The sequence below is a fragment of the Ruegeria sp. AI2 genome (assembly GCF_056541275.1).
Map to the genome: position 1 here is coordinate 36,807 of NZ_JBQFYB010000006.1, position 22,391 is coordinate 59,197.

The 22,391-nt window shown below is 57.8% G+C and carries 22 protein-coding genes; 8 read left to right on the top strand and 14 right to left on the bottom strand.

The features are described from left to right. Window positions 1-96 precede the first annotated feature (96 nt). The 4 genes from dnaA to mutM all read right to left on the bottom strand — a co-directional run bounded on the left by dnaA (window position 97) and on the right by mutM (window position 4,221). Window positions 97-1,482, bottom strand: coding sequence for a chromosomal replication initiator protein DnaA (gene dnaA, locus ACR0LL_RS12530; protein ID WP_480587161.1), 1,386 nt, complete (start codon window positions 1,480-1,482; stop codon window positions 97-99). A gap of 555 nt (window positions 1,483-2,037) precedes the next feature. Next, window positions 2,038-2,301, bottom strand: a complete 264-nt coding sequence (rpsT, locus tag ACR0LL_RS12535) for a 30S ribosomal protein S20 (RefSeq protein ID WP_039541017.1) — start codon at window positions 2,299-2,301, stop codon at window positions 2,038-2,040. A 225-nt stretch (window positions 2,302-2,526) separates the two neighbouring features. Further along, window positions 2,527-3,303 (bottom strand): enoyl-CoA hydratase, encoded by a 777-nt coding sequence (locus tag ACR0LL_RS12540; protein WP_267363125.1) that lies wholly within the window; start codon window positions 3,301-3,303, stop codon window positions 2,527-2,529. 66 nt (window positions 3,304-3,369) lie between these two features. After that, the gene (mutM, locus tag ACR0LL_RS12545) at window positions 3,370-4,221 is read right to left on the bottom strand and encodes a bifunctional DNA-formamidopyrimidine glycosylase/DNA-(apurinic or apyrimidinic site) lyase (protein WP_480587164.1); all 852 of its coding nucleotides are present in this window, start codon (window positions 4,219-4,221) and stop codon (window positions 3,370-3,372) included. 86 nt (window positions 4,222-4,307) lie between these two features. On the opposite strand from mutM, the gene ubiE reads away from it, so the two are divergent. Together ubiE and ubiB are read left to right on the top strand one after the other, a co-directional pair. Continuing rightward, complete coding sequence (gene ubiE, locus ACR0LL_RS12550; RefSeq protein ID WP_267363123.1) at window positions 4,308-5,060, top strand: bifunctional demethylmenaquinone methyltransferase/2-methoxy-6-polyprenyl-1,4-benzoquinol methylase UbiE; 753 nt, start codon at window positions 4,308-4,310, stop codon at window positions 5,058-5,060. A 3-nt stretch (window positions 5,061-5,063) separates the two neighbouring features. Beyond that, window positions 5,064-6,593, top strand: coding sequence for a 2-polyprenylphenol 6-hydroxylase (gene ubiB / locus ACR0LL_RS12555; RefSeq protein WP_480587167.1), 1,530 nt, complete (start codon window positions 5,064-5,066; stop codon window positions 6,591-6,593). Window positions 6,594-6,689: 96 nt separating this feature from the next. On the opposite strand, the gene ACR0LL_RS12560 is transcribed toward ubiB, so the two are convergent. Further along, on the bottom strand, window positions 6,690-7,865 hold the full coding sequence (locus ACR0LL_RS12560; protein ID WP_480587170.1) for an acetyl-CoA C-acyltransferase family protein: 1,176 nt from the start codon (window positions 7,863-7,865) through the stop codon (window positions 6,690-6,692). 116 nt (window positions 7,866-7,981) lie between these two features. Between ACR0LL_RS12560 and ACR0LL_RS12565 the strand changes: the two genes are divergently transcribed. The 5 genes from ACR0LL_RS12565 (at window position 7,982) to ACR0LL_RS12585 (ending at window position 12,663) form a co-directional block, all read left to right on the top strand. Beyond that, entirely contained in the window at window positions 7,982-8,545 is a 564-nt protein-coding gene (locus tag ACR0LL_RS12565; protein WP_480587173.1) for a helix-turn-helix domain-containing protein, read from the top strand. A gap of 110 nt (window positions 8,546-8,655) precedes the next feature. Beyond that, a complete protein-coding gene (locus ACR0LL_RS12570) occupies window positions 8,656-9,840 on the top strand; it encodes a glycine C-acetyltransferase (protein WP_480587175.1) in 1,185 nt (394 codons plus the stop codon). A 14-nt stretch (window positions 9,841-9,854) separates the two neighbouring features. Next, the gene (gene tdh / locus ACR0LL_RS12575) at window positions 9,855-10,883 is read left to right on the top strand and encodes an L-threonine 3-dehydrogenase (RefSeq protein WP_480587432.1); all 1,029 of its coding nucleotides are present in this window, start codon (window positions 9,855-9,857) and stop codon (window positions 10,881-10,883) included. A 64-nt stretch (window positions 10,884-10,947) separates the two neighbouring features. Continuing rightward, window positions 10,948-11,832, top strand: coding sequence for a tryptophan 2,3-dioxygenase (locus ACR0LL_RS12580; RefSeq protein ID WP_480587178.1), 885 nt, complete (start codon window positions 10,948-10,950; stop codon window positions 11,830-11,832). A 60-nt stretch (window positions 11,833-11,892) separates the two neighbouring features. Further along, the gene (locus tag ACR0LL_RS12585) at window positions 11,893-12,663 is read left to right on the top strand and encodes an alpha/beta hydrolase (protein ID WP_480587180.1); all 771 of its coding nucleotides are present in this window, start codon (window positions 11,893-11,895) and stop codon (window positions 12,661-12,663) included. A 66-nt stretch (window positions 12,664-12,729) separates the two neighbouring features. Here the strand turns inward: ACR0LL_RS12585 and infB are convergent, their stop codons facing one another. The 6 genes from infB to pip form a co-directional block, all read right to left on the bottom strand. Continuing rightward, window positions 12,730-15,213 carry a translation initiation factor IF-2 gene (gene infB / locus ACR0LL_RS12590; RefSeq protein ID WP_480587183.1) on the bottom strand — a complete coding sequence of 828 codons (2,484 nt, stop codon included), beginning with the start codon at window positions 15,211-15,213 and terminating at the stop codon, window positions 12,730-12,732. A gap of 8 nt (window positions 15,214-15,221) precedes the next feature. Continuing rightward, complete coding sequence (locus ACR0LL_RS12595; protein WP_480587186.1) at window positions 15,222-15,845, bottom strand: RNA-binding protein; 624 nt, start codon at window positions 15,843-15,845, stop codon at window positions 15,222-15,224. Between the two features lie 22 nt (window positions 15,846-15,867). Next, on the bottom strand, window positions 15,868-17,487 hold the full coding sequence (gene nusA, locus ACR0LL_RS12600) for a transcription termination factor NusA (protein ID WP_480559420.1): 1,620 nt from the start codon (window positions 17,485-17,487) through the stop codon (window positions 15,868-15,870). Continuing rightward, window positions 17,487-18,077 carry a ribosome maturation factor RimP gene (rimP, locus tag ACR0LL_RS12605; protein WP_267363111.1) on the bottom strand — a complete coding sequence of 197 codons (591 nt, stop codon included), beginning with the start codon at window positions 18,075-18,077 and terminating at the stop codon, window positions 17,487-17,489. The genes nusA and rimP overlap by 1 nt, the downstream gene beginning before the upstream one ends. A 160-nt stretch (window positions 18,078-18,237) precedes the next feature. Continuing rightward, on the bottom strand, window positions 18,238-19,059 hold the full coding sequence (locus ACR0LL_RS12610; RefSeq protein ID WP_480587189.1) for an ABC transporter substrate-binding protein: 822 nt from the start codon (window positions 19,057-19,059) through the stop codon (window positions 18,238-18,240). Further along, window positions 19,056-20,033, bottom strand: coding sequence for a prolyl aminopeptidase (gene pip / locus ACR0LL_RS12615; protein WP_480587192.1), 978 nt, complete (start codon window positions 20,031-20,033; stop codon window positions 19,056-19,058). Before pip ends, ACR0LL_RS12610 begins: the two co-directional genes overlap by 4 nt. A gap of 48 nt (window positions 20,034-20,081) precedes the next feature. On the opposite strand from pip, the gene ubiG reads away from it, so the two are divergent. After that, window positions 20,082-20,828, top strand: coding sequence for a bifunctional 2-polyprenyl-6-hydroxyphenol methylase/3-demethylubiquinol 3-O-methyltransferase UbiG (ubiG, locus tag ACR0LL_RS12620; RefSeq protein ID WP_480587194.1), 747 nt, complete (start codon window positions 20,082-20,084; stop codon window positions 20,826-20,828). Between the two features lie 3 nt (window positions 20,829-20,831). Here the strand turns inward: ubiG and ACR0LL_RS12625 are convergent, their stop codons facing one another. The 3 genes from ACR0LL_RS12625 to grxC are packed head-to-tail and all read right to left on the bottom strand — an operon-like array spanning window position 20,832 to window position 22,372. Next, window positions 20,832-21,272, bottom strand: a complete 441-nt coding sequence (locus ACR0LL_RS12625) for a MarR family winged helix-turn-helix transcriptional regulator (RefSeq protein ID WP_267363106.1) — start codon at window positions 21,270-21,272, stop codon at window positions 20,832-20,834. Between the two features lie 12 nt (window positions 21,273-21,284). Further along, entirely contained in the window at window positions 21,285-22,115 is an 831-nt protein-coding gene (locus ACR0LL_RS12630; protein ID WP_480587197.1) for a carbon-nitrogen hydrolase family protein, read from the bottom strand. Then, window positions 22,115-22,372: a glutaredoxin 3 gene (grxC, locus tag ACR0LL_RS12635; RefSeq protein WP_209507200.1), complete on the bottom strand. Its 258-nt coding sequence runs from the start codon at window positions 22,370-22,372 to the stop codon at window positions 22,115-22,117. Before grxC ends, ACR0LL_RS12630 begins: the two co-directional genes overlap by 1 nt. Between the last annotated feature and the right edge of the window lie 19 nt (window positions 22,373-22,391).

Sequence of the window (22,391 nt, forward strand, 5' to 3'; positions counted from 1 at the left end):
CAACGGGCCTCAGTTCTGGTGCAACCGTGGATTATTACGCACAAAAAACGCCCCGGAACAGAGGCCCGAAGCGTTCCTTAGCGCTGCTGGCCCGGTTCAGGCTTCGAGAGACCTGCGTAGCATTTCCACGTCTTCAGCGATCTGGCCATCGGTCAGTTTCAGCTCTTCAATGCGCTTGACGCCATGCATGACCGTGGTGTGGTCGCGCCCGCCGAACCGACGGCCGATCTCTGGCAGCGATCGGCTGGTCAGCTGCTTGCAAAGATACATCGCCACCTGACGGGGGCGCGCGTAGGATCGCAGGCGCTTGGGACCGATGATATCGGACATGCGGATGTTGTAGTATTCGGATACTTTCCGCTGGATTTCTTCAACCGTGATCTTGCGCTCGGATGCGCGCAGGACATCTGCCAGACAATCCTGCGTCAGCTCCATGTCGATCTCGCGCCCAACCAGCGAGGCAAAGGCAAACAGACGTGTCAGAGCACCTTCCAGCACGCGGACATTGGTTGAGATTCGATGGGCCAGAAACTCAAGAACGCCATCCGCAATCGTCAGGTCAGGATAGGAGCTGCTGTATTGCTGGACCTTGTTTTGCAGAATGCCCAGGCGCAATTCATAGTCGGTCGGATGCAGGTCAACGACCAGACCACATTGCAGGCGCGACTTTACACGATCTTCCAGGTCCTTGATTTCGCCCGGGGCGCGGTCGGCCGAAATGATGATCTGCTTGTTCTGATCCACCAGCGCATTGAACGTATGGAAAAACTCTTCCTGAGTAGAATCCTTTCCGGCGATGAACTGCACGTCGTCGACCATCAGCACATCGACCGAACGGAACAAATGCTTGAAATCCATCATCCGGCGTTCCCGCAGGGCCTGCACGAAGCGATACATGAACTGTTCGGCTGACAGGTACAGGACATTCAGTTCCGGATGTTTGGTTTTCAGTTCCCAGGCAATGGCGTGCATCAGGTGGGTCTTACCCAGACCCACTCCTCCGTACAGAACAAGCGGGTTGAATGTGACCGGGCCACCTTCGGACACGCGGCGCGCGGCAGCATGGGCCAGCTCGTTGGGTTTGCCCACCACGAAACTGTCAAAGGTGAACCGCGAATCCAGCGGCGCGGCCTGCAACGACTCCAAAGCGTTCTGCGCACTATCCGTAGCGACTGTGGGTACCGGCTCTGGCCGAGTTTCGGCGACCACCTTGGCTGCGGGCTTGGGGCGTGCGGGCGAGTTGGCGGCAACACGGAAATCCAGACGCTGAACGGTTTCCCCAGCCGTATTCAGCTCGTACAAGATGAGGTCCGCAAAATTCTGGCTGACGTAGTTCCCCATAAAGTTCGTTGGCACGGAAAAAACAGCCACACCATCCTGCAGCTCTTTAAATTCCAGAGGCTCGATCCAAGTGGTGTAATTATTCCGACCGACAGCCTTCAGCAATTTGTTACGCAGTAGTCCCCATTTCTCTTGTGTCATTCAGCGCCTCACGCATCCCATTCTTATTGGCCTGTCGGCCTTATCATACGAAGCCGGTTGCCCGGTCTTGTATTCACACGCCCAAAGAGAACCTATCGCCAAACCCAATGGTTTGGCGGGGTTGCCCCTGAAAGTTCAGTGCACCCAGATTTTCGACGCTCAATAATAAATGAGCGTCCCGAAACTCGGGCTGCACGTCACAATCTCAATTTTCAGACAGGGCCGAGAACCCCGGATAACCCGAACTTCGCGGCAGATCGGCAGCCCAGCTTGCGCCAGTCGTCGACGAATGTTTCCAGATCGATCTGATGCCCGTCAGTCCGATCGAGTAAACAGCCTGTCCCCCCAAGCGAGTGAATCGCTGACATCAGTGGTAGCAACTTGAAATGGGGCGCGGCAACGAAACTCTGATATTGACTCGGGTCTTTGGTCGAAAGAATCTCTCGGTTTCGTGAAGGCGCGGTATTCCGGCAACACGAAAAAAGGCGCCGCAATGCGCAGCGCCTTTGACATTAGTTCAGCCTTGCTGACTTGACCTAAGGTAATCCTCAGGCTTTAGCCCAGAGCTTTGACCCGGGCCGACAGGCGCGACATTTTACGCGCGGCAGTGTTCTTGTGAAACACGCCTTTGGTAACGCCGCGCATCAGCTCAGGCTGGGCGGCGCGCAGTGCTGCGGTTGCCGCATCTTTGTCACCGGATGCAATCGCTTCTTCGACTTTACGCAGATAGGTGCGGATGCGCGAACGACGCGCTTTGTTAACAGCGAAACGCTTTTCGTTCTGACGGGCGCGTTTCTTTGCCTGGGGCGAATTTGCCATGTGTCTCTGACCTTCGTTCGGTACGGTTATCAAGGGTTGCGCGCCACGGATATATCCGCACCGGATCAGAAATCACGAGTGTGAGTCGGGCCAAGCGGGCCGCACGCGCATGTATTGCGGCGCTCAATACCGAACATTTCAAGGATTGCCAAGCCGATTCTTGGGGCTCACAAACCGGGTAAAGAAAAGGCGGGCATAGCCCGCCGTTCATTAGTCTCTTGCGTTTTATTTGTCGCGAAACTGCGCAGCCCGCTTTTCAAGAAACGCCGCCATGCCCTCTTTCTGGTCCTCGGTGGCAAACATGGAATGGAAGACGCGACGCTCAAACAGCATTCCTTCACTCAGCGGAAGCTCGTAACTGCGATTGACCGCTTCTTTTGCCGCCGCTGCCGTCAGTGCCGATTTCTCGGCTATTTTTTGCGCCGCACCGACGGCTTCCTCGATCAGCTTCTTGGCCGGTACGACCCGGCTGACCAAACCAGCGCGCTCGGCTTCGTCCGCGTCCATAAACCGACCTGTCAGGTTCATGTCCATCGCCTTGGACTTGCCGACAAAGCGCGTCAAACGCTGGGTGCCGCCCAACCCGGCTATGACGCCAAGGTTGATTTCAGGCTGGCCGAATTTTGCAGTGTCCGCCGCAATGATGAAATCGCAAAGCATTGCCAACTCGCATCCCCCACCCAGAGCATAGCCCGCAACCGCGGCGATGATCGGTTTGCGAATCGCCAAAACCCGGTTGTTTGCATCAGCAAAAAGGTTGGTTGTGTAGACATCGACAAAGCTCATCTCGGACATTTCCCTGATGTCCGCGCCTGCGGCAAAGGCCTTGTCCGATCCGGTGATGACGATGCAACGCACCTTGTCGTTGCTGTCCGCCTCTTCCAGCGCGGTACACAACTCGCCCAGCAACTGGGAGTTCAGCGCATTCAACGCATCCGGTCTGTCGAGTTTGATTAGGGCGACGTGGTCTTCGATTTCGACGATGATCGTCTCAAAAGCCATGAGAAAAAAGCTTCCGGTTGTTCCGTTCAGTTACGAGTCCTTACCACGCGAATTCTCTGGATCAAGCTATCTTTGGCATTGCGCACAGTAGAAGGATGAGCGACCGGACTGGGTGATTCTCTGGATCAGACCAGTGCAACCTTCGGTGCGGCAGGGCTTTCCTTCGCGACCGTAGACATCAAAGCTGTGCTGAAAATATCCAAGTTCTCCATCAGCTTGGCGGAAATCCCGCAGGGATGATCCGCCTGCTTCGATCGCGTCCTGCAACACCCTCCGAATGATGGGAACCAGCGATGCGACACGTGTCGCAGATATTTGCCCTGCTTTGCGACGTGGCGACACCTTGCCGCGATAAAGCGCCTCGCAAACATAAATATTCCCCAATCCGGCAACGATTCCCTGATCCAGCAGAGCTGATTTGACAGGGGTATTCCTGCCTTTGAATGCTTCAATCAGGTGTTGCTCATGGAAATCATTACCCAAGGGCTCTGGTCCCAGAACCGCCAGAAGCTTGTGATCTTCGGCCGTGGCTGTGGGCAGTAGGTCCATCGCCCCGAACCGGCGTGGGTCATTAAAGGTGATACGCGCCCCGTTGGCCATGTGAATAACAACATGGTCATGTTTCTCAGCGGCAGGATGTTCGCGCAGGAAATGACCCAGTGGGTCCCCTGACACCGTCATTCGCCCCGACATCCCCAGATGTATCAACAAGGTCTCGCCACTGCTGAGATCGGCCAGGATGTATTTTGATCGCCGCCTTAACCGATCCACCCGCTGCCCGGTCAGCCGTTCTGCCATGCGTTCGGGAAATGGCCAGCGCAGATCCGGGCGGTTCACATCGGCGCGTTCTATCACCATGCCCTCCATCGCGGGAGCAAGACCCCGTCTTACTGTCTCGACCTCGGGCAATTCTGGCATTACAGGGCTCCTATTCCAAAGGGCCGCATTGTGCCCCGCTTCCAGAGCCCTATAACAGAAGCGAAATTCGACAAACGGCAAGGCTTATGTCCGACAACAGCGACAACACCACTCATTTCGGGTTCGAAACCGTACGCGAGGCTGACAAGGCCGGGCGCGTGCAGGGCGTGTTCAACTCGGTCGCCTCGAAATATGACGTGATGAACGATGTCATGTCGATGGGTATCCACCGGGTCTGGAAAGACGCGATGATGGACTGGCTGGCACCACGCCCCGGTCAACGTTTGCTGGATGTTGCAGGCGGAACCGGTGACATTTCCTTTCGCTTTCTGAAACGTGCAGGCTATGGCCATGCCACAGTTCTTGATCTGACAGAACCCATGCTGGTCGAAGGCCGACAACGCGCCGAAGCCGACCAGATGGCCGACAGCCTGAACTGGGTGGTGGGCGATGCCATGGCCCTGCCATTCGAAGACAACACCTTTGACGTCTACACGATTTCTTTCGGCATCCGGAACGTGACCCGCCCGCAAGAGGCCCTGAACGAAGCCTTTCGCGTGCTGAAACCCGGTGGCCGCCTGATGGTGCTGGAGTTCAGTCAGCTTCCCAATGACGGGCTGCAGAAGCTCTATGACCTCTACAGCTTCAATGTCATTCCACGCATGGGAAAGCTGATCGCGAATGATTACGACAGCTATCAGTATCTGGTGGAGTCGATCCGCAAGTTCCCCGATCAGGAAACCTTCCTGAACATGGTCCGAACTGCTGGCTTCGAAAACGCGAAATTCCGCAATCTCAGCATGGGTATCGCCGCGCTGCATTCCGGCTGGAAGATCTGACGCATGCGTGGTCCCCACAACATCATCCGCCTGATCCGTACAGGCGCAACGCTTGAGCGCACCGGTGCCATGAACGTGGTCCTCGACGCGTTCGAGGCGCCAAGGGCTATCCGGTTTCTTGCCCACGCTCTAGGCAAACCGTTTTGGTGGCTGGGGTACAAGGGCGACCCGGAAATGCCGCCTGCAACACGTGCACTCACCGCTTTGGGCCCGGCCTACATCAAGTTTGGTCAGGTGCTTTCGACGCGCCCGGATGTAGTAGGCGATGAACTGGCTGTGCAACTTCGTGTTTTGCAGGACAAGCTGCCGCCGTTCTCGAAAGCCGTGGCTTTGGCCGAAGTGGAAAAGGAACTGGGGCAGCCTGTTGCCGAGATATTCTGCGATTTCAGTGAACCCATTGCAGCCGCGTCCATTGCTCAGGTCCACAAAGCCAAACTTGTTAGCACGGGCGAGGATGTCGCCGTCAAAGTTCTGCGCCCAGGGATTGAGCGCGCATTTCGCAAGGACGTGGACGCGTTTTATTTCGCCGCTCGCATAGTCGATTTGTTTGCGCCCGGTGCTCGCCGATTGCGTCCGATGGAGGTCATTGAACATTTCGATGGCGTTGTACGGGGTGAACTGGATCTGCGTCTGGAAAGCGCTGCTGCATCGGAATATGCGGCCAACACAAAAGACGACAAAGGGTTCTGGCTACCGCCCATATTGTGGTCACTGTCGGCACGGCGCGTGATGACACTCAGCTGGGCCGACGGTGTTCCATTGGGTGAAAATGACGCACTGGACGCCGCTGGCCACGATCGCCGCGATCTGGCTGAACGTGTGCTGCGCCTGTTCCTTCTTCACGCCCTGCGCGACGGCTATTTCCACGCCGATATGCATCAGGGCAACCTCAAGGTCGCCGCCAACGGTGATATCATTGCTTATGATTACGGTATCATGGGCCATATCGACGAATACACCCGCCGGGTCTATGCCGAGATTCTGTTCGGTTTCATCCGCCGCGACTACAAGCGCGTGGCCGAAGTGCATTTCGAAGCCGGTTACGTTCCTGCACATCAGGAGGTCGATGAATTCGCCCGCGCCCTGCGTGCGGTTGGCGAACCGATCTTCGGTATGGATGCCTCGCATATTTCGATGGGCCGTTTGCTAAGCTATCTGTTCGAAGTGACAGAGCGTTTTGGCATGGAAACCCGAACCGAGCTGATCCTTCTACAGCGCACGATGGTCGTGGTTGAAGGCGTTGCCCGGTCACTGGACGACCACATCAATATCTGGGAAGTTGCCCGCCCCGTGGTCGAAGATTACATCAAACAATCCATCGGCCCGCGCGCCGCGCTTCGTGACTTTGCCAAAACCGCTATGGTTCTGGCACGCTTTGGTCCGCGCCTGCCGACATTGGTCGAAAACGCGTTGATTGCACAGACGCACAAAGAAGAACCGGAAAACTCGGGTCTGTTGCCAAAAATCCTGCCCGCCGCTCTCGGTGCGGTTGCCGGCGCAGCCATAGTTCTGTTGATCACTACACTCGGCTGATTGTGATCCGCAGCTTCATCTGGCTAAAAATATCCTCGGGGGGAATCGCGCCTTGCGCGATGGGGGGCAGGCAGCCCCCCTTTGCCCAGACCTGGATCAGAGTCGCTCGATGGCAATGGCGATCCCCTGACCGCCACCAATACACATGGTGATCAACCCTTTTGATCCGCCTGTGCGCTCCAACTCATAAAGCGTCTTCATGGTAATGATGGCGCCCGTCGCACCGACAGGATGCCCCAGCGCAATCGCACCTCCATTCGGGTTCACCTTCGCTGCATTCAACCCAAGCTCCTGGTTGACGGCCAGCGCCTGCGCGGCAAATGCTTCGTTGCTTTCAATCACATCAAAGTCTTCCGCCGACAAACCCGTCTTCCTGAGCAGGTTTTGCACGGCCGGTACCGGGCCAATACCCATGACTTCAGGGCGCACGCCAGCATGTGCATATCCGATCACGCGCGCTTTTGGCTTCAACCCGGCCTTTTCCGCCGCTTCCGCCGTTGCCAGCACCATCGCCGCCGCACCGTCGTTGATGCCCGAGGCATTGCCCGCCGTCACACGCCCATCTTTCTTGAACACCGGTCGCAACCCGGCCAGCGCATCGGCTGTCGTCGCTTTGGGATGCTCATCAACTTTGAAATCCACCATGTCACGCTTGACCTTCACCTGAACGGGCACGATCTGGCTTTCGAAATATCCGGCTTCAATTGCGGCTGCCGCGCGGGTTTGGCTGGTCAGGGCGAAGTCATCCATCTGTTCACGGCTGATCTGGTGTTCATCGGCAACGTTCTCGGCCGTCACGCCCATGTGCCCTGTGCCAAAGGGGCAGTTCAATGCACCCAGCATCATGTCCAGCGAAGTGACATCACCCATTTTCGCGCCCCAGCGTGCCTGTGGAACAATGTAAGGGCTGCGTGACATGCTTTCTGCGCCACCTGCCACAGCGAACTCGGTATCGCCAAGCATCAAGGACTGCATCGCCGACACGATCGCCTGTGCGCCCGAGCCACACAGACGGTTTACATTCATCGCAGGGGTGCCGTTCGGAATCCCGGCCTGCATCGCGGCAACGCGCGACAGGTACATGTCCCGAGGCTCGGTATTGATGACGTGGCCAAACACAACATGCCCGATTTGCGCACCTTCTACCCCTGACCGTTCCAAGGCCGCTTCGGTGACCACCGTCGCCAGATCAATGGGTGCGGTTGACGCAAGCGCGCCACCGAAGGTTCCAATCGCGGTGCGCGCACCATCCAGCAATACGATGTCTGTCATGTCTTTCTCCTCTTGGAATCGTCGTCAGTATGCACATGCAGCATGATCCTGTCCTATAGGACGTGCCGTCACGGATGGAATTGACAAGCCGGGTCCCAACACGCATGGATTCCGTCATGACGGAGAACACAGACGATATCCTGAACCTTTTGCCTGCTCGCCTGAAAGAGGCACGCCGGGCCAAAGGACTTTCGCTGGAAGCAGTCGCAAACCTGAGCGGCGTGTCCAGGTCCATGGTTAGCCAGATCGAACGCGGTGAAAGCAGCCCGACGATCTCGACCCTCTGGAACCTGACCCGTGCATTACAGGTGGATTTTGCCGGTCTTCTGGAAGGATCAAAAGCCAGTGATCAGATCGAGGTGCTGCGCGCGTCCGAAGTGCCCAGCATCGACAATATGGGGCAGAACTGCCGCATTCGCATCCTGTCCCCACCGGAAGAGGCCGGTGGTCACGAGGTTTATGATATCGAGTTCGACATAGGCGGGGCCTTGAACAGCCAGCCCCATGCGCGCGGCGCGCGTGAGCAGCTGACCGTGTTGGAAGGCGCCGTCAAGGTTAAATCGGGCAGTGCCGTGTCGGATCTGAGCCAAGGGGACACCGCCCGCTATGCCGCGGATATCGTGCATTCCATCTCGGCCAAAGAACCTGCGCGGGTGTTTTTGATCGTAAAGAACGCCTGACATCAGCAATTTTCCGCCTTCACGGAAATTTTTCCTGTATATTGAAATTCCCCTATTTGGGAAATTTATCCGCTATGTTAGATGTGCGACTCAGTTGAACGGAGGTCGCCATGGCAGATGCATTCCTGTCCCACATCACGGACACACTCGCGCAGATCGAATCCGAAGGGCTGTACAAGCGAGAACGAATGATCACCTCGCCTCAGGGCGGGGAGATTACGGTAGGTGGAAAACGGGTGATCAACCTGTGCGCCAACAACTATCTGGGTCTTGCGGATCACCCCGCGCTGATCGAAGCCGCAACCAATGCGATGGGTCCGAAAGGTTTCGGCATGGCCTCGGTCCGGTTCATTTGCGGGACGCAGGATATTCACCGTGAACTGGAACGGCGGTTGGCCAAGTTCCTAAACAAGGACGATGCGATCCTGTTCGCGGCCTGTTTTGATGCCAATGGCGGGCTGTTCGAACCGTTGCTGGGGCCTGAAGATGCCATCATTTCGGACAGTCTGAACCACGCCTCTATCATTGACGGGGTGCGGCTGTGCAAGGCCAAGCGCTATCGCTATCTGAACAATGACATGAACGACTTGGAAGCGTGGCTGAAGCAGGCGCGCGAGGATGGCGCGCGTCATATCATGATCGCCACCGATGGCGTGTTCTCGATGGATGGCTATTTGGCCAACTTGCCGAAAATTCGCGAACTGGCTGATAAATACGATGCCATCGTCATGGTCGATGATTGCCATGCAACCGGCTTCATGGGCCCGCGCGGCGCCGGAACACCGGATCACTTTGGTGTTGATGTCGACATTTTGACAGGAACTTTGGGCAAGGCACTTGGGGGGGCAATCGGCGGCTACATCGCCGGGCCGCAGCCAGTGATCGACCTGCTGCGGCAGCGGGCGCGGCCCTATCTGTTCTCGAACTCGCTGCCGCCATCCATCGTCGCCGCAGGACTTGAGGCAATCCGCCTGGTCGAAGAAGGCGACATTCTACGCGCGCAGTTATTCGGAAACGCAAAGTACTGGCGTGCCGGTCTGGAAAAGCTTGGCTTTGACCTTTTGCCCGGTGAACATCCGATCATCCCTGTCATGCTGGGCGATGCAACGCTGGCACAAGAGATGGCCGCCAAGCTGTTTGACGAGGGCGTGTATGTCTCGGGCTTCTTCTTTCCTGTTGTTCCCCGCGGACAGGCGCGGATCAGAACGCAGATGAACGCTGCCCTGACGCGGGACGAACTGGACCGCGCGCTGGCGGCCTTTGGCAAGGTCGGCAAGGAACTGGGGGTGATCTGATGCGACCCAACACGATGAAAGCGCTGGAAAAGTCGAAACCTGAAGAAGGGTTGTGGATGGTACAGGCCCCGGTCCCTGAAATCGGGCCTGATGAGGTACTGATCAAGATCAACAAGACCGGAATTTGCGGTACCGACATTCACATCTGGAACTGGGATGAGTGGGCCTCTCACACCGTTCCGGTTCCGATGATCACTGGTCATGAGTTCGCCGGGGAAATCGTCGAGATTGGGAGCAACGTCACCGGCCTGGATGTTGGGCAGCGCTGTTCCGGCGAAGGGCATCTGATCGGCACTGAAAGCCGTCAAAGCCGCGCAGGCAAATTTCACCTCGACCCCGGTACGCGCGGGATCGGGGTGAATGAACAGGGCGCGTTTGCGCAATACCTGAAATTGCCCGCCTTCAACGTTGTTCCCCTGCCGGACGATATCCCGGATGAGATCGGGGCAATCCTTGATCCGCTGGGCAATGCTGTACACACCGCGCTAAGCTTTGACCTTCTGGGCGAGGACGTCCTGATCACCGGCGCAGGACCCATCGGCATCATGGCCGCCGCCGTCGCCCGCCATGCAGGCGCCCGCAATGTTGTGATTACAGACATTAACGCTGAACGATTGAAACTAGCCGAACATGTGGTGCCGTCGGTGCGGACCGTTGATGTTTCCAAGCAAGATTTGCACGACATCATCGCACAGCTTGGAATGAAAGAAGGCTTTGATGTGGGGCTTGAAATGTCCGGCTCACAAGCCGCGCTTGACCAGATGGTCGAAGCGCTTGTGATGGGTGGGAAAATCGCCTTGCTGGGGATACCGCCGGGGAAATCTCCGGTCGACTGGTCGCGTATCGTTTTCAAGGCGATCACAATCAAGGGTGTCTATGGTCGCGAGATGTTCGAGACCTGGTACAAGATGATCGCCATGCTGCAAAACGGTTTGGATGTGTCCCGCGTGATCACGCATCGCTTTGAGGTTGATGATTTTGCGGATGGATTTGCCGCGATGAAATCCGGCCTCTCTGGCAAGGTTGTCCTTGACTGGACCTAACCCGCTGGAAAGTTACGAACTCAACGCCTAGACAGGTGCAAGGATCGCACAAGGGAGGCATGAGATGGGCGAGAACAAAGACGATCGTCTATTGCAAAGAGGTGTCGAAGACACTCTGGTCACTGATTTCGCCGAGACACATCGCAAAAGCTATGGAGATTTTCTGCAACTCAAAACACTGCTGAATCTGCAAAAAACTTTTCAGGACCCCGCGCAGCCTGACGAGATGCTGTTCATTATCATCCATCAGGTCAGCGAACTGTGGCTGAAACTGATGCACCACCAACTGGTCGAGGTGCGTCGTTTTCTGCAACAGGACGAGTTTGGCCCAGCCATGAAAAACCTCGACCGCATCAAGGCCATTCAACGGCAGTTGATTGCGGCTTGGGAAACCCTGCTGACCATGACACCTGCCGACTATATGACGTTCCGGCAGGCTCTCGGCAACTCGTCAGGGTTTCAGAGCTACGGCTACCGGCAAATCGAATTCATTCTTGGCAACAAGGATGCCTCAACACTGAAGGTCCATGCGCATGACCCAGAGGTGATCGAGATGCTGAATGCCGCACTGACCAAACCGTCACTTTATGACGAAGTGTTGCACATGTTGGCCCGCCAAGGATTCGATGTGCCCAAGGATCTGATTGAACGCGATTACGCCCAACCCTATTCCGGCGATTCGCGCGTGGTAAAAATCTGGGTCGAGGTATTCCGCAACACTGAAAAATACTGGGATCTTTATGCTTTGGCCGAAAAACTGATGGATGTGGAAAGCCTGTTTCAACGCTGGCGCTTTGATCATGCCACCGCAGTTGAGCGCGTGATCGGAATGCAACCCGGCACTGGTGGCTCAAGCGGCGTGGCCTTTTTGCGAAAGGCGCTAGAGCTGCGGTTTTTCCACGACCTTTACGACGTGCGCACCGAATTGATGTACAGCGGGCAGACCTAAGACATGTTGTATCGAGGATTTTCGCAACCCGAGCTGGAGCGGGAGTACTCCCCCAGCACAATGATCGGCGGCGACCTAAGCCCGTATCTTGCCAGCTATAAGGCGCTAAGCGCTCAGGCGCGGGCCGACTATCCGGTACGGGAAAACCTGGCTTATGGTGACAGCCCCGTACAAGTCCTGGATTTCTTTCCCGCTCGCGATGACAAGGCACCCCTGCACGTCTTCATTCACGGCGGGTACTGGCAGGCGCTCAGCCAGAATGAATCGTCTCTGATGGCACCAGGTCTGGTAGAACACGGGCAAGCTTTTGCGACTTTGAACTACACGCTGGCACCCGATGCCCGGGTTGGCGACATGATCGATGAATGCCGCGACGCGTTGTTGTGGCTGGCGGCCAAGGCGGGGAAGTTGGGGTTCGATCCGTCGCGGATCACCCTGTCAGGTCACAGTGCAGGCGCACATCTGGCGGCGATGGTGATGGCAACCTCATCAGATGCCCTTGCCAAAGCGGGGCTCCGGGTGCGGGATGTGATTCTGTTCAGCGGAATATACGACCTGGAACCGATCAGCCTGATGTCGGTGAACGATCCACTGCAATTGACGCCGGTCGAGGTCAACGATCTGTCACCCATCCGCAATCTGCCCCGGCCGGGTCCTCGATACCATGTTTCGGTAGCCGAACGGGATACAGGTGAGTTCATTCGCCAAAGCCGCGACTATGCTGAAAGGCTGCGAAAGGCCGGACACTCTGTCAGCTTTATGCTCGCGCAAGGAATGCATCATTTCGATATCATCATGCATTCAGATGCGTTTCTGCCCCAGACAAAATAAGCGCTTCGGTAAAAGAAAACAGCGGCCTAAGGGGGCCGCTGTTTTTCGTTTTCATCCTTTGCCGGGCTAGTCCAACGTGCGGGTGACTTCTTCGCGCTCGAAGATTTCGATCACGTCGCCTGCGCGGACATCGTCGTAGTTTTCGAACGCCATACCGCATTCCTGGCCCGACTGAACCTCGGCCACTTCGTCCTTGAAACGCTTCAGCGTCTTCAGCGTGCCTTCGTGAATCACCACGTTGTCGCGCAGCAAGCGGACACCGGCAGAACGACGCGCCACGCCTTCGGTGACCAGACAGCCAGCAACCTTGCCAACGCCAGTAACCTTGAAGACTTCGCGAATTTCGGCGTAGCCAATGAACTTCTCGCGAATTTCGGCGCTCAACAGGCCGGATGCGGCTGCTTTCACGTCGTCTACGAGGTCATAGATCACCGAGTAATAGCGAATCTCGACGCCCTTCTGGTTTGCGGTATTCCGTGCAGAGGCATTGGCCCGCACGTTGAAGCCAAAGATTGGAGCGCCCGACGCTTCGGCCAGACCGACATCCGTTTCAGTAATGGCGCCAACACCCGAATGCAGAACGCGCACGCGTACTTCTTCGTTGCCGATCTTCTCCATTGCCTGAACGATGGCTTCCGCCGAACCCTGAACGTCTGCTTTCATCAGAATGGGCAACTCGGTGACATTTTCGTCTTCCTTGGCCTTCTGCATCAACTGTTCAAGGGTCGTTGCGGCACCAGCGGCAGCGCGTTTGTCCTTGGCAGCCTGTTCACGGTAGGCGGCGATTTCACGGGCTTGTGCTTCGGTCTCGGTCACGTTCAGAACATCGCCTGCTTCAGGCGTACCGTTCAGACCAAGAACCTCAACGGGAACCGACGGTCCAGCTTCCTTGACGCGCTCACCCTTGTCGTTGATCAGAGCACGGACCTTACCATACTGCTCACCCACGACAAAGATATCGCCCTGACGCAATGTACCGTTCTGAACCAGGACCGTTGCGACCGGGCCGCGGCCCACGTCCAGCTGTGCCTCGATCACGGCACCTTGGGCAGCGCGATCAGGGTTGGCTTTCAGTTCCAGAATCTCGGCCTGCAATGCGATGGCTTCCAGCAACTCGTCCAGACCCTGACCGGTGATGGCAGACACTTCTACGTCCTGAACCTCACCCGACATCTTCTCGACGATCACTTCGTGTTGCAGCAGATCGGTGCGCACCTTGTCCGGATTTGCATCATGCTTGTCGATCTTGTTGATCGCCACGATCATCGGCACCTTGGCTGCCTTCGCGTGATTGATCGCCTCAATTGTCTGCGGCATGACCGCGTCATCGGCAGCGACGACCAGAACCACGATGTCGGTCACCTGGGCACCACGCGAGCGCATCGAGGTGAAGGCCGCGTGGCCGGGTGTATCCAGGAAGGTCAGCGTCGAGCCGCCATCGGTTTTCACCTGATAGGCGCCGATATGCTGGGTGATGCCACCGGCCTCACCAGCCACAACACGCGCATCGCGGATTGCATCCAGCAGCGATGTTTTCCCGTGGTCGACGTGACCCATGATGGTGATGACGGGCGGACGAGGCTTCAGATCGTCTTCGCTGTCTTCGACTTCTTTGATGACGTCCTCAACATCCGAATCAGAGACTCGGGTGACCTTATGGCCAAACTCTTCGATGATCAGCTCGGCAGTATCAGCGTCGATGGTCTGGTTCTGCGTGACCATCATGCCCATCTGCATCAGTGATTTGACCACGTCAGCCACGCGCTCGGCCATACGGTTGGCCAGTTCCGAGACCATGATCGCCTCAGGCAGTTGTACGTCGCGGATCACCTTTTCCCGCTCGACCGAACCGCCCATGGCTTTCTGACGGGCGCGTTCCTGCTTGCGCTTCATCGCTGCCATCGACCGCTGGCGGCTGCCTTGGTCACCGGTGGCCTGACCCAGTGTCAGCTTGCCCGAACGACGGTTGTCTTCACGACCCTTGCCACGACCGCGCTGTTCGCGTTCGCGATCCTGCTTGCGAGGTGCGGCAGCAGGCGCAGGTTTGCTGGCCGGGCTGCGTGCGGCTTTGGCTTCTTCAGGGGCCGGCGAGGCGGCAGCAGCAGCAGCACGCTTGGCTTCTTCTTCAGCCTCCACGCGCTTGCGCTCTTCATCTTCGGCTTTCTGACGCGCGCGCTCTTCGGCTTCACGCTGCTCGCGCTCTTTCGCTTCCTGTTCCGCACGGCGGCGCACGCGCTCTTCTTCGCGTGCCTTTTCAGCGGCTTCGCGTTCAGCGGCTTCTTCGGCTTCGCGGGCCTTGGCAGCCTGCAAAGCCTTCATACGGCGCGCCATTTCCGCGTCGGAAATACCTGCGGGACGACGCGATGGATCACCCGAAGGGGCGGCACCGCCACCCGGCTTTGCCGCGCCCGGCTTGGGGACCACCACGCGCTTGCGTTTGGTTTCCACCACGACATTCTTGGTGCGTCCGTGGCTGAAACTCTGTTTCACATTTCCGGGGCGTGCCCCGCCACGAAGACCCAATGTCTTTTTGCCGTCACTATCGCTCATAAAGCTTCTTACCCTTCCGCGCGGCCCTTGCCGCCGTCATCCGTTTCGCGCAAGCCACGCAGGCGCTGCGCTTCCTCTACAACACGTTTGGCGAGTCCGCCAGAGGCCAAGGCCGCATGAATCACCGTTTGGCGCCCAAATGCCTGCCCTAATTCGTCTGCCGTCAGCCAACCGATGTATTTTCCGAAGTGCGGCGTACTGAGCTTCGACTTGCCGCGCCCCGATCCATCAGTGGCCTGAATCAGCACCTGAGCCTCTTCCCGGTCCAGCCACGACTTGACCTTTTCATACCCGGCAACCGCGTCGCCGGACTTGCGCGCCAGACTGAGCAACTCAATCACACGGCGCGCGATCTGCTTTTCAACTTCTGTCGCCAGGTCCTGAGGCACAGTCACCTGTGCCTTGAACCCCCGCGCAAACAGTTTCTTACCAATGGCCTTGTCCAGCGCAGCACGATCCGCCGCCACATAAACGCCCCGCCCCGGCAACTTTGCCGCGACATCCGGAAAGACCTGACCGTCCGGGCCCGTCACAAAGCGGATCAAGCCATATTTAGGCTGAACCTCGCCGGTGGCGATGCACTTGCGTTCGGGTCCGTCAGACCGATCCTTATGGACGCCACCGCGACCCATACGCGCCACCCGAGACCTGAGATCAGGCCTCGACCTCCTCGTCTGCTGCGTCGCCGTCGATGTCTTCTTCCGCCTGCTCCAACTCGGCCGGATCAACCCAACCCAACAGGATACGCGCAGTCATGACCATGTCTTGTGCTTCTTCGAGCGTGACGCCAAAGGGCTCCAGCACACCATCATCCTTGACGCGTTCACCGTCGACCGTGGTCCAGCCACCGGCCAGTTCCCAGTCTGCACAGGTTGCGAAATCTTCCAGCGTCTTCACATCGTCCTTGGCCAGCGCCTCTACCATCTGGGGTGTCAGGCCTTCGAATTCAATGAGGCTGTCCTCGGCACCCAGTGCGCGCGCCGCGTCCAGAGCGGCTTTGGCCTGGGCTTCCAGGAACTCGCGCGCCCGGGTCTGAAGTTCCTGCGCAGTGCCTTCGTCGACGCCATCAATGACCAGAAGTTCATCAATCTCGACATAGGCAACTTCTTCGAGGTTGGTGAAGCCTTCGGAAACCAGCAGTTGCGCAAAGAACTCGTCCAGATCCAGACTGTCCATGAACAGTTTGGTACGAGATTCGAATTCCTTCTGACGACGCGCCGATTCTTCAGCTTCGGTCATGATGTCGATATCCAGCCCGGTCAGCTGGCTTGCCAGACGCACGTTCTGACCGCGACGACCGATTGCAAGAGACAACTGCTCTTCAGGAACGACAACCTCGATCTTGCCTGCTTCTTCGTCCAGAACAACCTTCGAAACCTCGGCAGGTTGCAGCGCGTTCACTAGGAAGGTCGGTTGGTCTTCGTTCCACGGGATGATGTCAATCTTCTCACCCTGCAGTTCGTTCACAACGGCCTGCACGCGGCTGCCGCGCATACCAACGCAGGCGCCAACAGGGTCGATCGAGCCGTCATACGAGATCACGGCGATTTTGGCGCGTGAACCGGGGTCACGGGCCACGGCCTTGACCTCGATGATACCGTCATAGATTTCCGGCACTTCCATCTTGAACAGCTCGGCCATGAACTCTGGCGCGGTACGCGACAGGAAGATCTGGTGGCCACGCACTTCGCGGCGGACTTCCTTGATATACGCGCGCACACGATCATTCGGGCGATAGCTTTCGCGACCGATCTTGTCATTGCGGCGCAGAACAGCCTCGGCACCGCCGAGATCGACGATAACATTGCCGAATTCTTCGCGCTTGACGGCACCGTTGATGATGGTGCCCGCACGATCCTTGAATTCTTCATACTGACGATCCCGCTCAGCTTCGCGGACCTTTTGCAGGATCACTTGCTTGGCGGACTGCGCCGCAATCCGGCCCATTTCGACCGGCGGCACTTCTTCAACGAAAACGTCACCGACCTGCGGATCTTCCATGTACTGCTTGGCTTGTTCGACGGTGAACTCGGCCTGATAGTTCTCAAGCTCCGCATCCTCGACCACGGTGCGCACACGGGTGAAGGTCGCCTTGCCGGTCTTGCGGTCGATGGACACGCGGATGTCCATCTCGGCACCGTAGCGGCTCTTGGCAGCGCGGGCGAGCGATTCCTCCATCGCTTCGACAACCAGACCAGGGTCGATCATCTTTTCGCGGGCCACGGCCTCGGCAGTCTGCAGCAGCTCCAGCTGGTTGGCTGAGGTTATTGCCATCAGTTCGTCTCCTCTTCGGACCCTTCGGTCTCAATCTCGTCGAAAGCGTTTTCGTTCAAGGCACCCGCATCTTTGCGCTGGCGCAGCATTTCCTTAATCAGGTCATCGGTCAGGACCAGCTTGGCATCACTCAGCCAGTCGAATTGCAGGCCGATGGTGATCGTCTCGGACCCTTCGGGGATATTGATCAGAACCTCTTCCCCTTCAATCCCGGCCAGTTCCCCTTTGAACCGGCGGCGGCCATCGATCAGTTCAGAAGTTTCGATCTTGGCCTCATACCCCTCGAAAGTCTCAAAATCCTTGAGGCGGGTCAGGGGGCGGTCGATACCGGGGCTGGATACCTCGAGCGTATAGGCGTCAAGGATCGGGTCCTCGACATCCAGGGTGGCGCTGACCGCATTCGAAATCTCGGCGCAGTCATCCACTTCGATGCCGCCTTCGGGTTTGTCAGCCATGATTTGCAACGTGGTCTGCTTGCCACTCATCAGCCGGACACGGACCAACTCATACCCCAGATCTTCGATCACCGGGGTGATGATCTCGGCAAGTCGCCGGTCGATGGCAGCTTTGGCTATCAGGTCGTTTGTCATCAGGTTCTCTACCCTGTCAGTCGGGCACAAAAAAACGGGCGCGCGGCCCGTCGAATTTTTCGGTGGAGCCTTGGACCGGAAGTCCAACGCGCCGCTGTTGAAACTGCATATACGCAGGATGATCCGAGTCTGCAACCCCCGACTGAAGTGTCACCCGGAATTACACGATCCACCACCGTTCAGCGATACGCCCGTCGTCCAGAACCGTGCGTCCGGCAATCTGCCGCGGCAATCCCACCGCCCCAGAGACGGCCAGTGCCATATCGGTCTCGGAAGGATAGTAGCGAAGACCGCGCGTACCGCGGATCTCTGACGAATCGGGGAAGGCAGCGACATCGACATAGCCATCACGCAATGCCTCGGCGCGAACACGGGCATCGGGAATAACGATCACTTCGAATGCATCGACCCAACCGGCCTGACCGTCCTTGTAATGTTCCAAAACACGGCGACCCAGGAAATGCCGCCCGTCTTCGGCGCGTTCGACACGGTAACAACCCGTGCCATTGGCGTTGTGTAGCGGCGTGACGCCTTGGCCATTGCAGGCAATGATAAAACGACTGTCCGCCAAAAGGAATGGAAGGCCCGGATTTGCCTCGGCCAGTTCCAGCCGTAAACGGTTGGCGGTCAATGCCTCGGTATGCCCGACCTCGGCCAATACGGCCGCAACATCTGCGATGTCCAAAGACGCGCCGTCGTGAAACACCGCATCGTTGCGCAGATCAAAGTTCCAGACCCTCGCATCGGCGTCGGTTTGCCAGCCCGTCGCAAGCTCGCCCCGCAAAGTGCCATCCGGGGCGATCTCGGTCAGCGTGTCGAAAACCGCACCGCGCGCCACCTGCTCAAGACTGTCGTCGCGCGGTACGGCCAATCGCAGCGTGCCGCCTTTCTCAGGTCTGTCCGCCAGGGACGCGCCTGTCGCGGCAAGCAGCGCGGCGGCGGCACCCGAAGCAAACAAGGCACGGCGGTCGATGCGTGTCATGCCAAACCCTCCGCCACGCGATCCATGATCCGGACCAGTTCTGCGCTGATCCCGGGTTCAGAAAGCGCATGACCGGCCTGACGTACCATCTTGATCTCGGCATTCGGCCAGCTTTCGCTCAGCGACCAGGCGGCCTGTGGCGGGCAAATCATGTCGTATCGCCCCTGCACGATGTGACCCGGGATATGAGCAATCCGGTCCATTTGATCTAGGATCTGCCCATCCGTTTCCAGGAACGCCTTATTGTAGAAATAGTGATTCTCGAGCCGGGCAAATGTACGGGCGTATTCGCCGGGGCTTTCGCCCACTGATCCGTTCGTGTGGATCGACGCCAGCGCATTTTCCCAGTGCGACCATGCCCGCGCATACAGGGTCTCGGTCGCGCGGTCCCCCGAGAACAGGCGTTTATTGTAGGCGGTGATGGTGTCCTTCAGCTCCACCTCGGGCAACAGTGAGGTAAATTTCTGCCACTGTTCCGGCCAGAAACGTCCCGCTCCGCCGCCATAAAACCAGTCAAGTTCAGCGTCAGTTGCCAGGAACACACCGCGCAGCACCAATCGGCTGACCCGGTCTGGATGCGACTGCGCGTAGATCAACGCAAGGGTCGCGCCCCAGCTGCCGCCAAAAGCAATCCATTCATCAATCTCGAACAGGTCGCGCAACCGTTCAATATCGGCCACCAAATGCCATGTCGTGTTGTTTTCAACCGAAGCCGTGGGGCGAGACCGGCCACACCCACGCTGATCAAATAGAATCACCCTGTAGGCCTGTGGATTAAAATAACGCCGCATTGCAGGGCTGCAGCCACCGCCTGGGCCGCCATGCAGGATCACCACCGGTATGCCTTCGGGGTTGCCGCATTGTTCCACATAGATACGGTGCCCGTCGCCCATATCGACCATACGCTGGTCGAACGGATCGATCGGCGGGTACAGATATTGAACTGCGCGCTTTTGGTCCGGGTACTTGTCCATTATGGCCCTATATAGTCCTTAAGCGTAAAAGAGCATACGGAGACAGGAATGCAAGCGCATCCGAACACGGTGGATCCATCCGAGATCGCAAAATTCGAAGCGATGGCGGCGGAATGGTGGGATCCTCATGGGAAATTCAAACCCTTGCACATGCTGAATCCTTGCCGTTTGGATTATATCACACAGCAGATCGCCAGTGAATTCGACCGCGATCTGAAAGCGCGAAATCCGTTCGAAGGGCTGCGCCTGCTGGATATCGGTTGTGGCGGTGGTCTGCTGAGCGAACCCATGGCACGTCTGGGGGCCGAGGTCGTTGGGGCCGATGCCGCCGGAGGCAACCTGCCTGTTGCGCGTATCCATGCCGAGCAATCCGGTTTGAAGATCGACTATCGCCACACCACAGCCGAAGACATGGCCGCCGCAGGTGAGAAGTTCGACGTGGTCCTGAACATGGAAGTGGTCGAGCATGTGGCCGACCCGGAGGGCTTCCTGACCGCCTCGCAAAAATTGCTCAAGCCGGGCGGGCTGCTGATCTGCTCAACCATAAACCGCAACCCGAAGTCCTATGCGATGGCGATTTTCGGGGCCGAGGTCGTCATGCGCTGGCTGCCGCGCGGCACGCATGAGTGGAACAAGTTCATCACCCCTGATGAGTTGTTCGACCTGCTGCGTCAGGCTGGGATGGACCCGGTGGACCGCAAGGGGTTCGTCTTCAACCCGATCCTCTGGAGCTGGTCGATCTCGGACCGGGATTTAAGCGTGAACTATGTGACGGCGAGTGTGAAACCGGGCTGAGGGTTATTCCCCTTCCAGCTGTTTTCTCAGATCGCGCAGCACTGGCAGTGTCGACCGAACACGGTCGTCCCCCAACTCTCCGACCACGCGGTTGATCAACGGAGCAATCGAGGAAATCGCCTGATCCCGCGCGCGTTTACCGGCGGGGCTGATCGCGACCATCTTGCGGCGGGCATCGTCCCAGTCGGGGCGGATGTGGATGTATCCGGCCCATTCCAGCTTGGCCAAGGTGTTGGTCATCGCCCCTCGGGTCACGTGGAACGTGTTGGCCAGCTGCGCCGGGCTGCGCTCATCCGCGACAAAAGCCAGGTGGTTCAGAACCGAGAAATGCGAGATTTCCATGCCCTTGGGCAGCACCCGGCTAAGCCGGTTCCGCAATAGCTGGTCGGCGGTCAGGATCTCGCTGAACAGCGTGACCGCAAGGGCATTGGTGTCGTCTGTCATTGTTCCGTTCTGTCAGGGTCCGTCGAAGGAACGGCGGTGGTGCAGTGAAGGGACACGTCGCCGTGCCTCAGTCACAGAACTATCATCCAAATCGAAAATGTGAATGCCTGGATCGGTCCCTGCGTCGATCAGCACCTTTCCCCACGGGTCGACGACCATGCTGTGACCGTGAGTATAGCGTGTTTTACCGCCGGTTTTTGGATGTTCGCCTGTTTGGGCCGGGGCCAGCACCCAGCACCCGGTTTCGATTGCACGTGCGCGTAGCAAGGCTTCCCAATGCGCGGCACCTGTGACCGGCGAGAACGCGGCCGGGACGGTCAGAATGCGCGCGCCCGCCTGCGCCAGTGCCGCGTGCAAATATGGAAAGCGGATATCGTAACAGATGGTCAGACCAACCTTGCCGAAATCCGTTTCGGCGATGACCGCTTTTTCGCCTGGGCGGTAATTCTTTGATTCGCGGAACGTCTCGGTCTCGGTGACCTGCACATCGAACATATGGATTTTGTCATACCGCGCCACGATCTGACCTTGCGATCCGATCATAAAGCAACGATTGGCAAAACGACCGTCATTGTCATGAGTCTTGAGCCCCAACGAGCCGATCAGAAGCCAAACACCCAGATCAGCGGCCTGTTCGCGCAGGCCCGCCAAGGTGATGTCATCTTCTTCATGTTGTAAAACCGCGCGCTGCCGTGTGGTGCTTGTTGAAACGCAATTCGTAACCTCTGGCGTCAGAACAAAGCGAGCGCCCTTTTCTGCCGCTTCGGCCATCATGCCTCGGACCATCCCGAGGTTTTCTGCCGGATCGTCCGACGAGGTGATTTGCAGCAGCGCGGTTTTCATCAGGCCGCAAGCAGAGGGTCAAGCTTGCCCTGACGCTCCAACTCGTACAAATCATCGCAACCGCCGACATGCGTAGCGCCGATGAAAATCTGCGGGACCGTGCGTTTACCCCCGGCACGTTGAATCATTTCAGGTTTGCGTTTGGGGTGCATCAGCACGTCGATTTCCTTGAACTCGACACCTTTCTGCTTCAGCAGGCGTTTGGCCGCATGACAAAAGCCGCACAGTGGCGATGTATAGATCTCTACCGACTTCATTTTCCGTTCCCTTTGGATT

What these genes read in the sequence shown, in the direction of transcription:
- dnaA (WP_480587161.1), bottom strand. Translation starts at nt 1,482, where the DNA reads ATGACACAAGAGAAATGGGGACTACTGCGTAACAAATTGCTGAAGGCT.
- rpsT (WP_039541017.1), bottom strand. Translation starts at nt 2,301, where the DNA reads ATGGCAAATTCGCCCCAGGCAAAGAAACGCGCCCGTCAGAACGAAAAG.
- ACR0LL_RS12540 (WP_267363125.1), bottom strand. Translation starts at nt 3,303, where the DNA reads ATGGCTTTTGAGACGATCATCGTCGAAATCGAAGACCACGTCGCCCTA.
- mutM (WP_480587164.1), bottom strand. Translation starts at nt 4,221, where the DNA reads ATGCCAGAATTGCCCGAGGTCGAGACAGTAAGACGGGGTCTTGCTCCC.
- ubiE (WP_267363123.1), top strand. Translation starts at nt 4,308, where the DNA reads ATGTCCGACAACAGCGACAACACCACTCATTTCGGGTTCGAAACCGTA.
- ubiB (WP_480587167.1), top strand. Translation starts at nt 5,064, where the DNA reads ATGCGTGGTCCCCACAACATCATCCGCCTGATCCGTACAGGCGCAACG.
- ACR0LL_RS12560 (WP_480587170.1), bottom strand. Translation starts at nt 7,865, where the DNA reads ATGACAGACATCGTATTGCTGGATGGTGCGCGCACCGCGATTGGAACC.
- ACR0LL_RS12565 (WP_480587173.1), top strand. Translation starts at nt 7,982, where the DNA reads ATGACGGAGAACACAGACGATATCCTGAACCTTTTGCCTGCTCGCCTG.
- ACR0LL_RS12570 (WP_480587175.1), top strand. Translation starts at nt 8,656, where the DNA reads ATGGCAGATGCATTCCTGTCCCACATCACGGACACACTCGCGCAGATC.
- tdh (WP_480587432.1), top strand. Translation starts at nt 9,855, where the DNA reads ATGAAAGCGCTGGAAAAGTCGAAACCTGAAGAAGGGTTGTGGATGGTA.
- ACR0LL_RS12580 (WP_480587178.1), top strand. Translation starts at nt 10,948, where the DNA reads ATGGGCGAGAACAAAGACGATCGTCTATTGCAAAGAGGTGTCGAAGAC.
- ACR0LL_RS12585 (WP_480587180.1), top strand. Translation starts at nt 11,893, where the DNA reads ATGATCGGCGGCGACCTAAGCCCGTATCTTGCCAGCTATAAGGCGCTA.
- infB (WP_480587183.1), bottom strand. Translation starts at nt 15,213, where the DNA reads ATGAGCGATAGTGACGGCAAAAAGACATTGGGTCTTCGTGGCGGGGCA.
- ACR0LL_RS12595 (WP_480587186.1), bottom strand. Translation starts at nt 15,845, where the DNA reads ATGGGTCGCGGTGGCGTCCATAAGGATCGGTCTGACGGACCCGAACGC.
- nusA (WP_480559420.1), bottom strand. Translation starts at nt 17,487, where the DNA reads ATGGCAATAACCTCAGCCAACCAGCTGGAGCTGCTGCAGACTGCCGAG.
- rimP (WP_267363111.1), bottom strand. Translation starts at nt 18,077, where the DNA reads ATGACAAACGACCTGATAGCCAAAGCTGCCATCGACCGGCGACTTGCC.
- ACR0LL_RS12610 (WP_480587189.1), bottom strand. Translation starts at nt 19,059, where the DNA reads ATGACACGCATCGACCGCCGTGCCTTGTTTGCTTCGGGTGCCGCCGCC.
- pip (WP_480587192.1), bottom strand. Translation starts at nt 20,033, where the DNA reads ATGGACAAGTACCCGGACCAAAAGCGCGCAGTTCAATATCTGTACCCG.
- ubiG (WP_480587194.1), top strand. Translation starts at nt 20,082, where the DNA reads ATGCAAGCGCATCCGAACACGGTGGATCCATCCGAGATCGCAAAATTC.
- ACR0LL_RS12625 (WP_267363106.1), bottom strand. Translation starts at nt 21,272, where the DNA reads ATGACAGACGACACCAATGCCCTTGCGGTCACGCTGTTCAGCGAGATC.
- ACR0LL_RS12630 (WP_480587197.1), bottom strand. Translation starts at nt 22,115, where the DNA reads ATGAAAACCGCGCTGCTGCAAATCACCTCGTCGGACGATCCGGCAGAA.
- grxC (WP_209507200.1), bottom strand. Translation starts at nt 22,372, where the DNA reads ATGAAGTCGGTAGAGATCTATACATCGCCACTGTGCGGCTTTTGTCAT.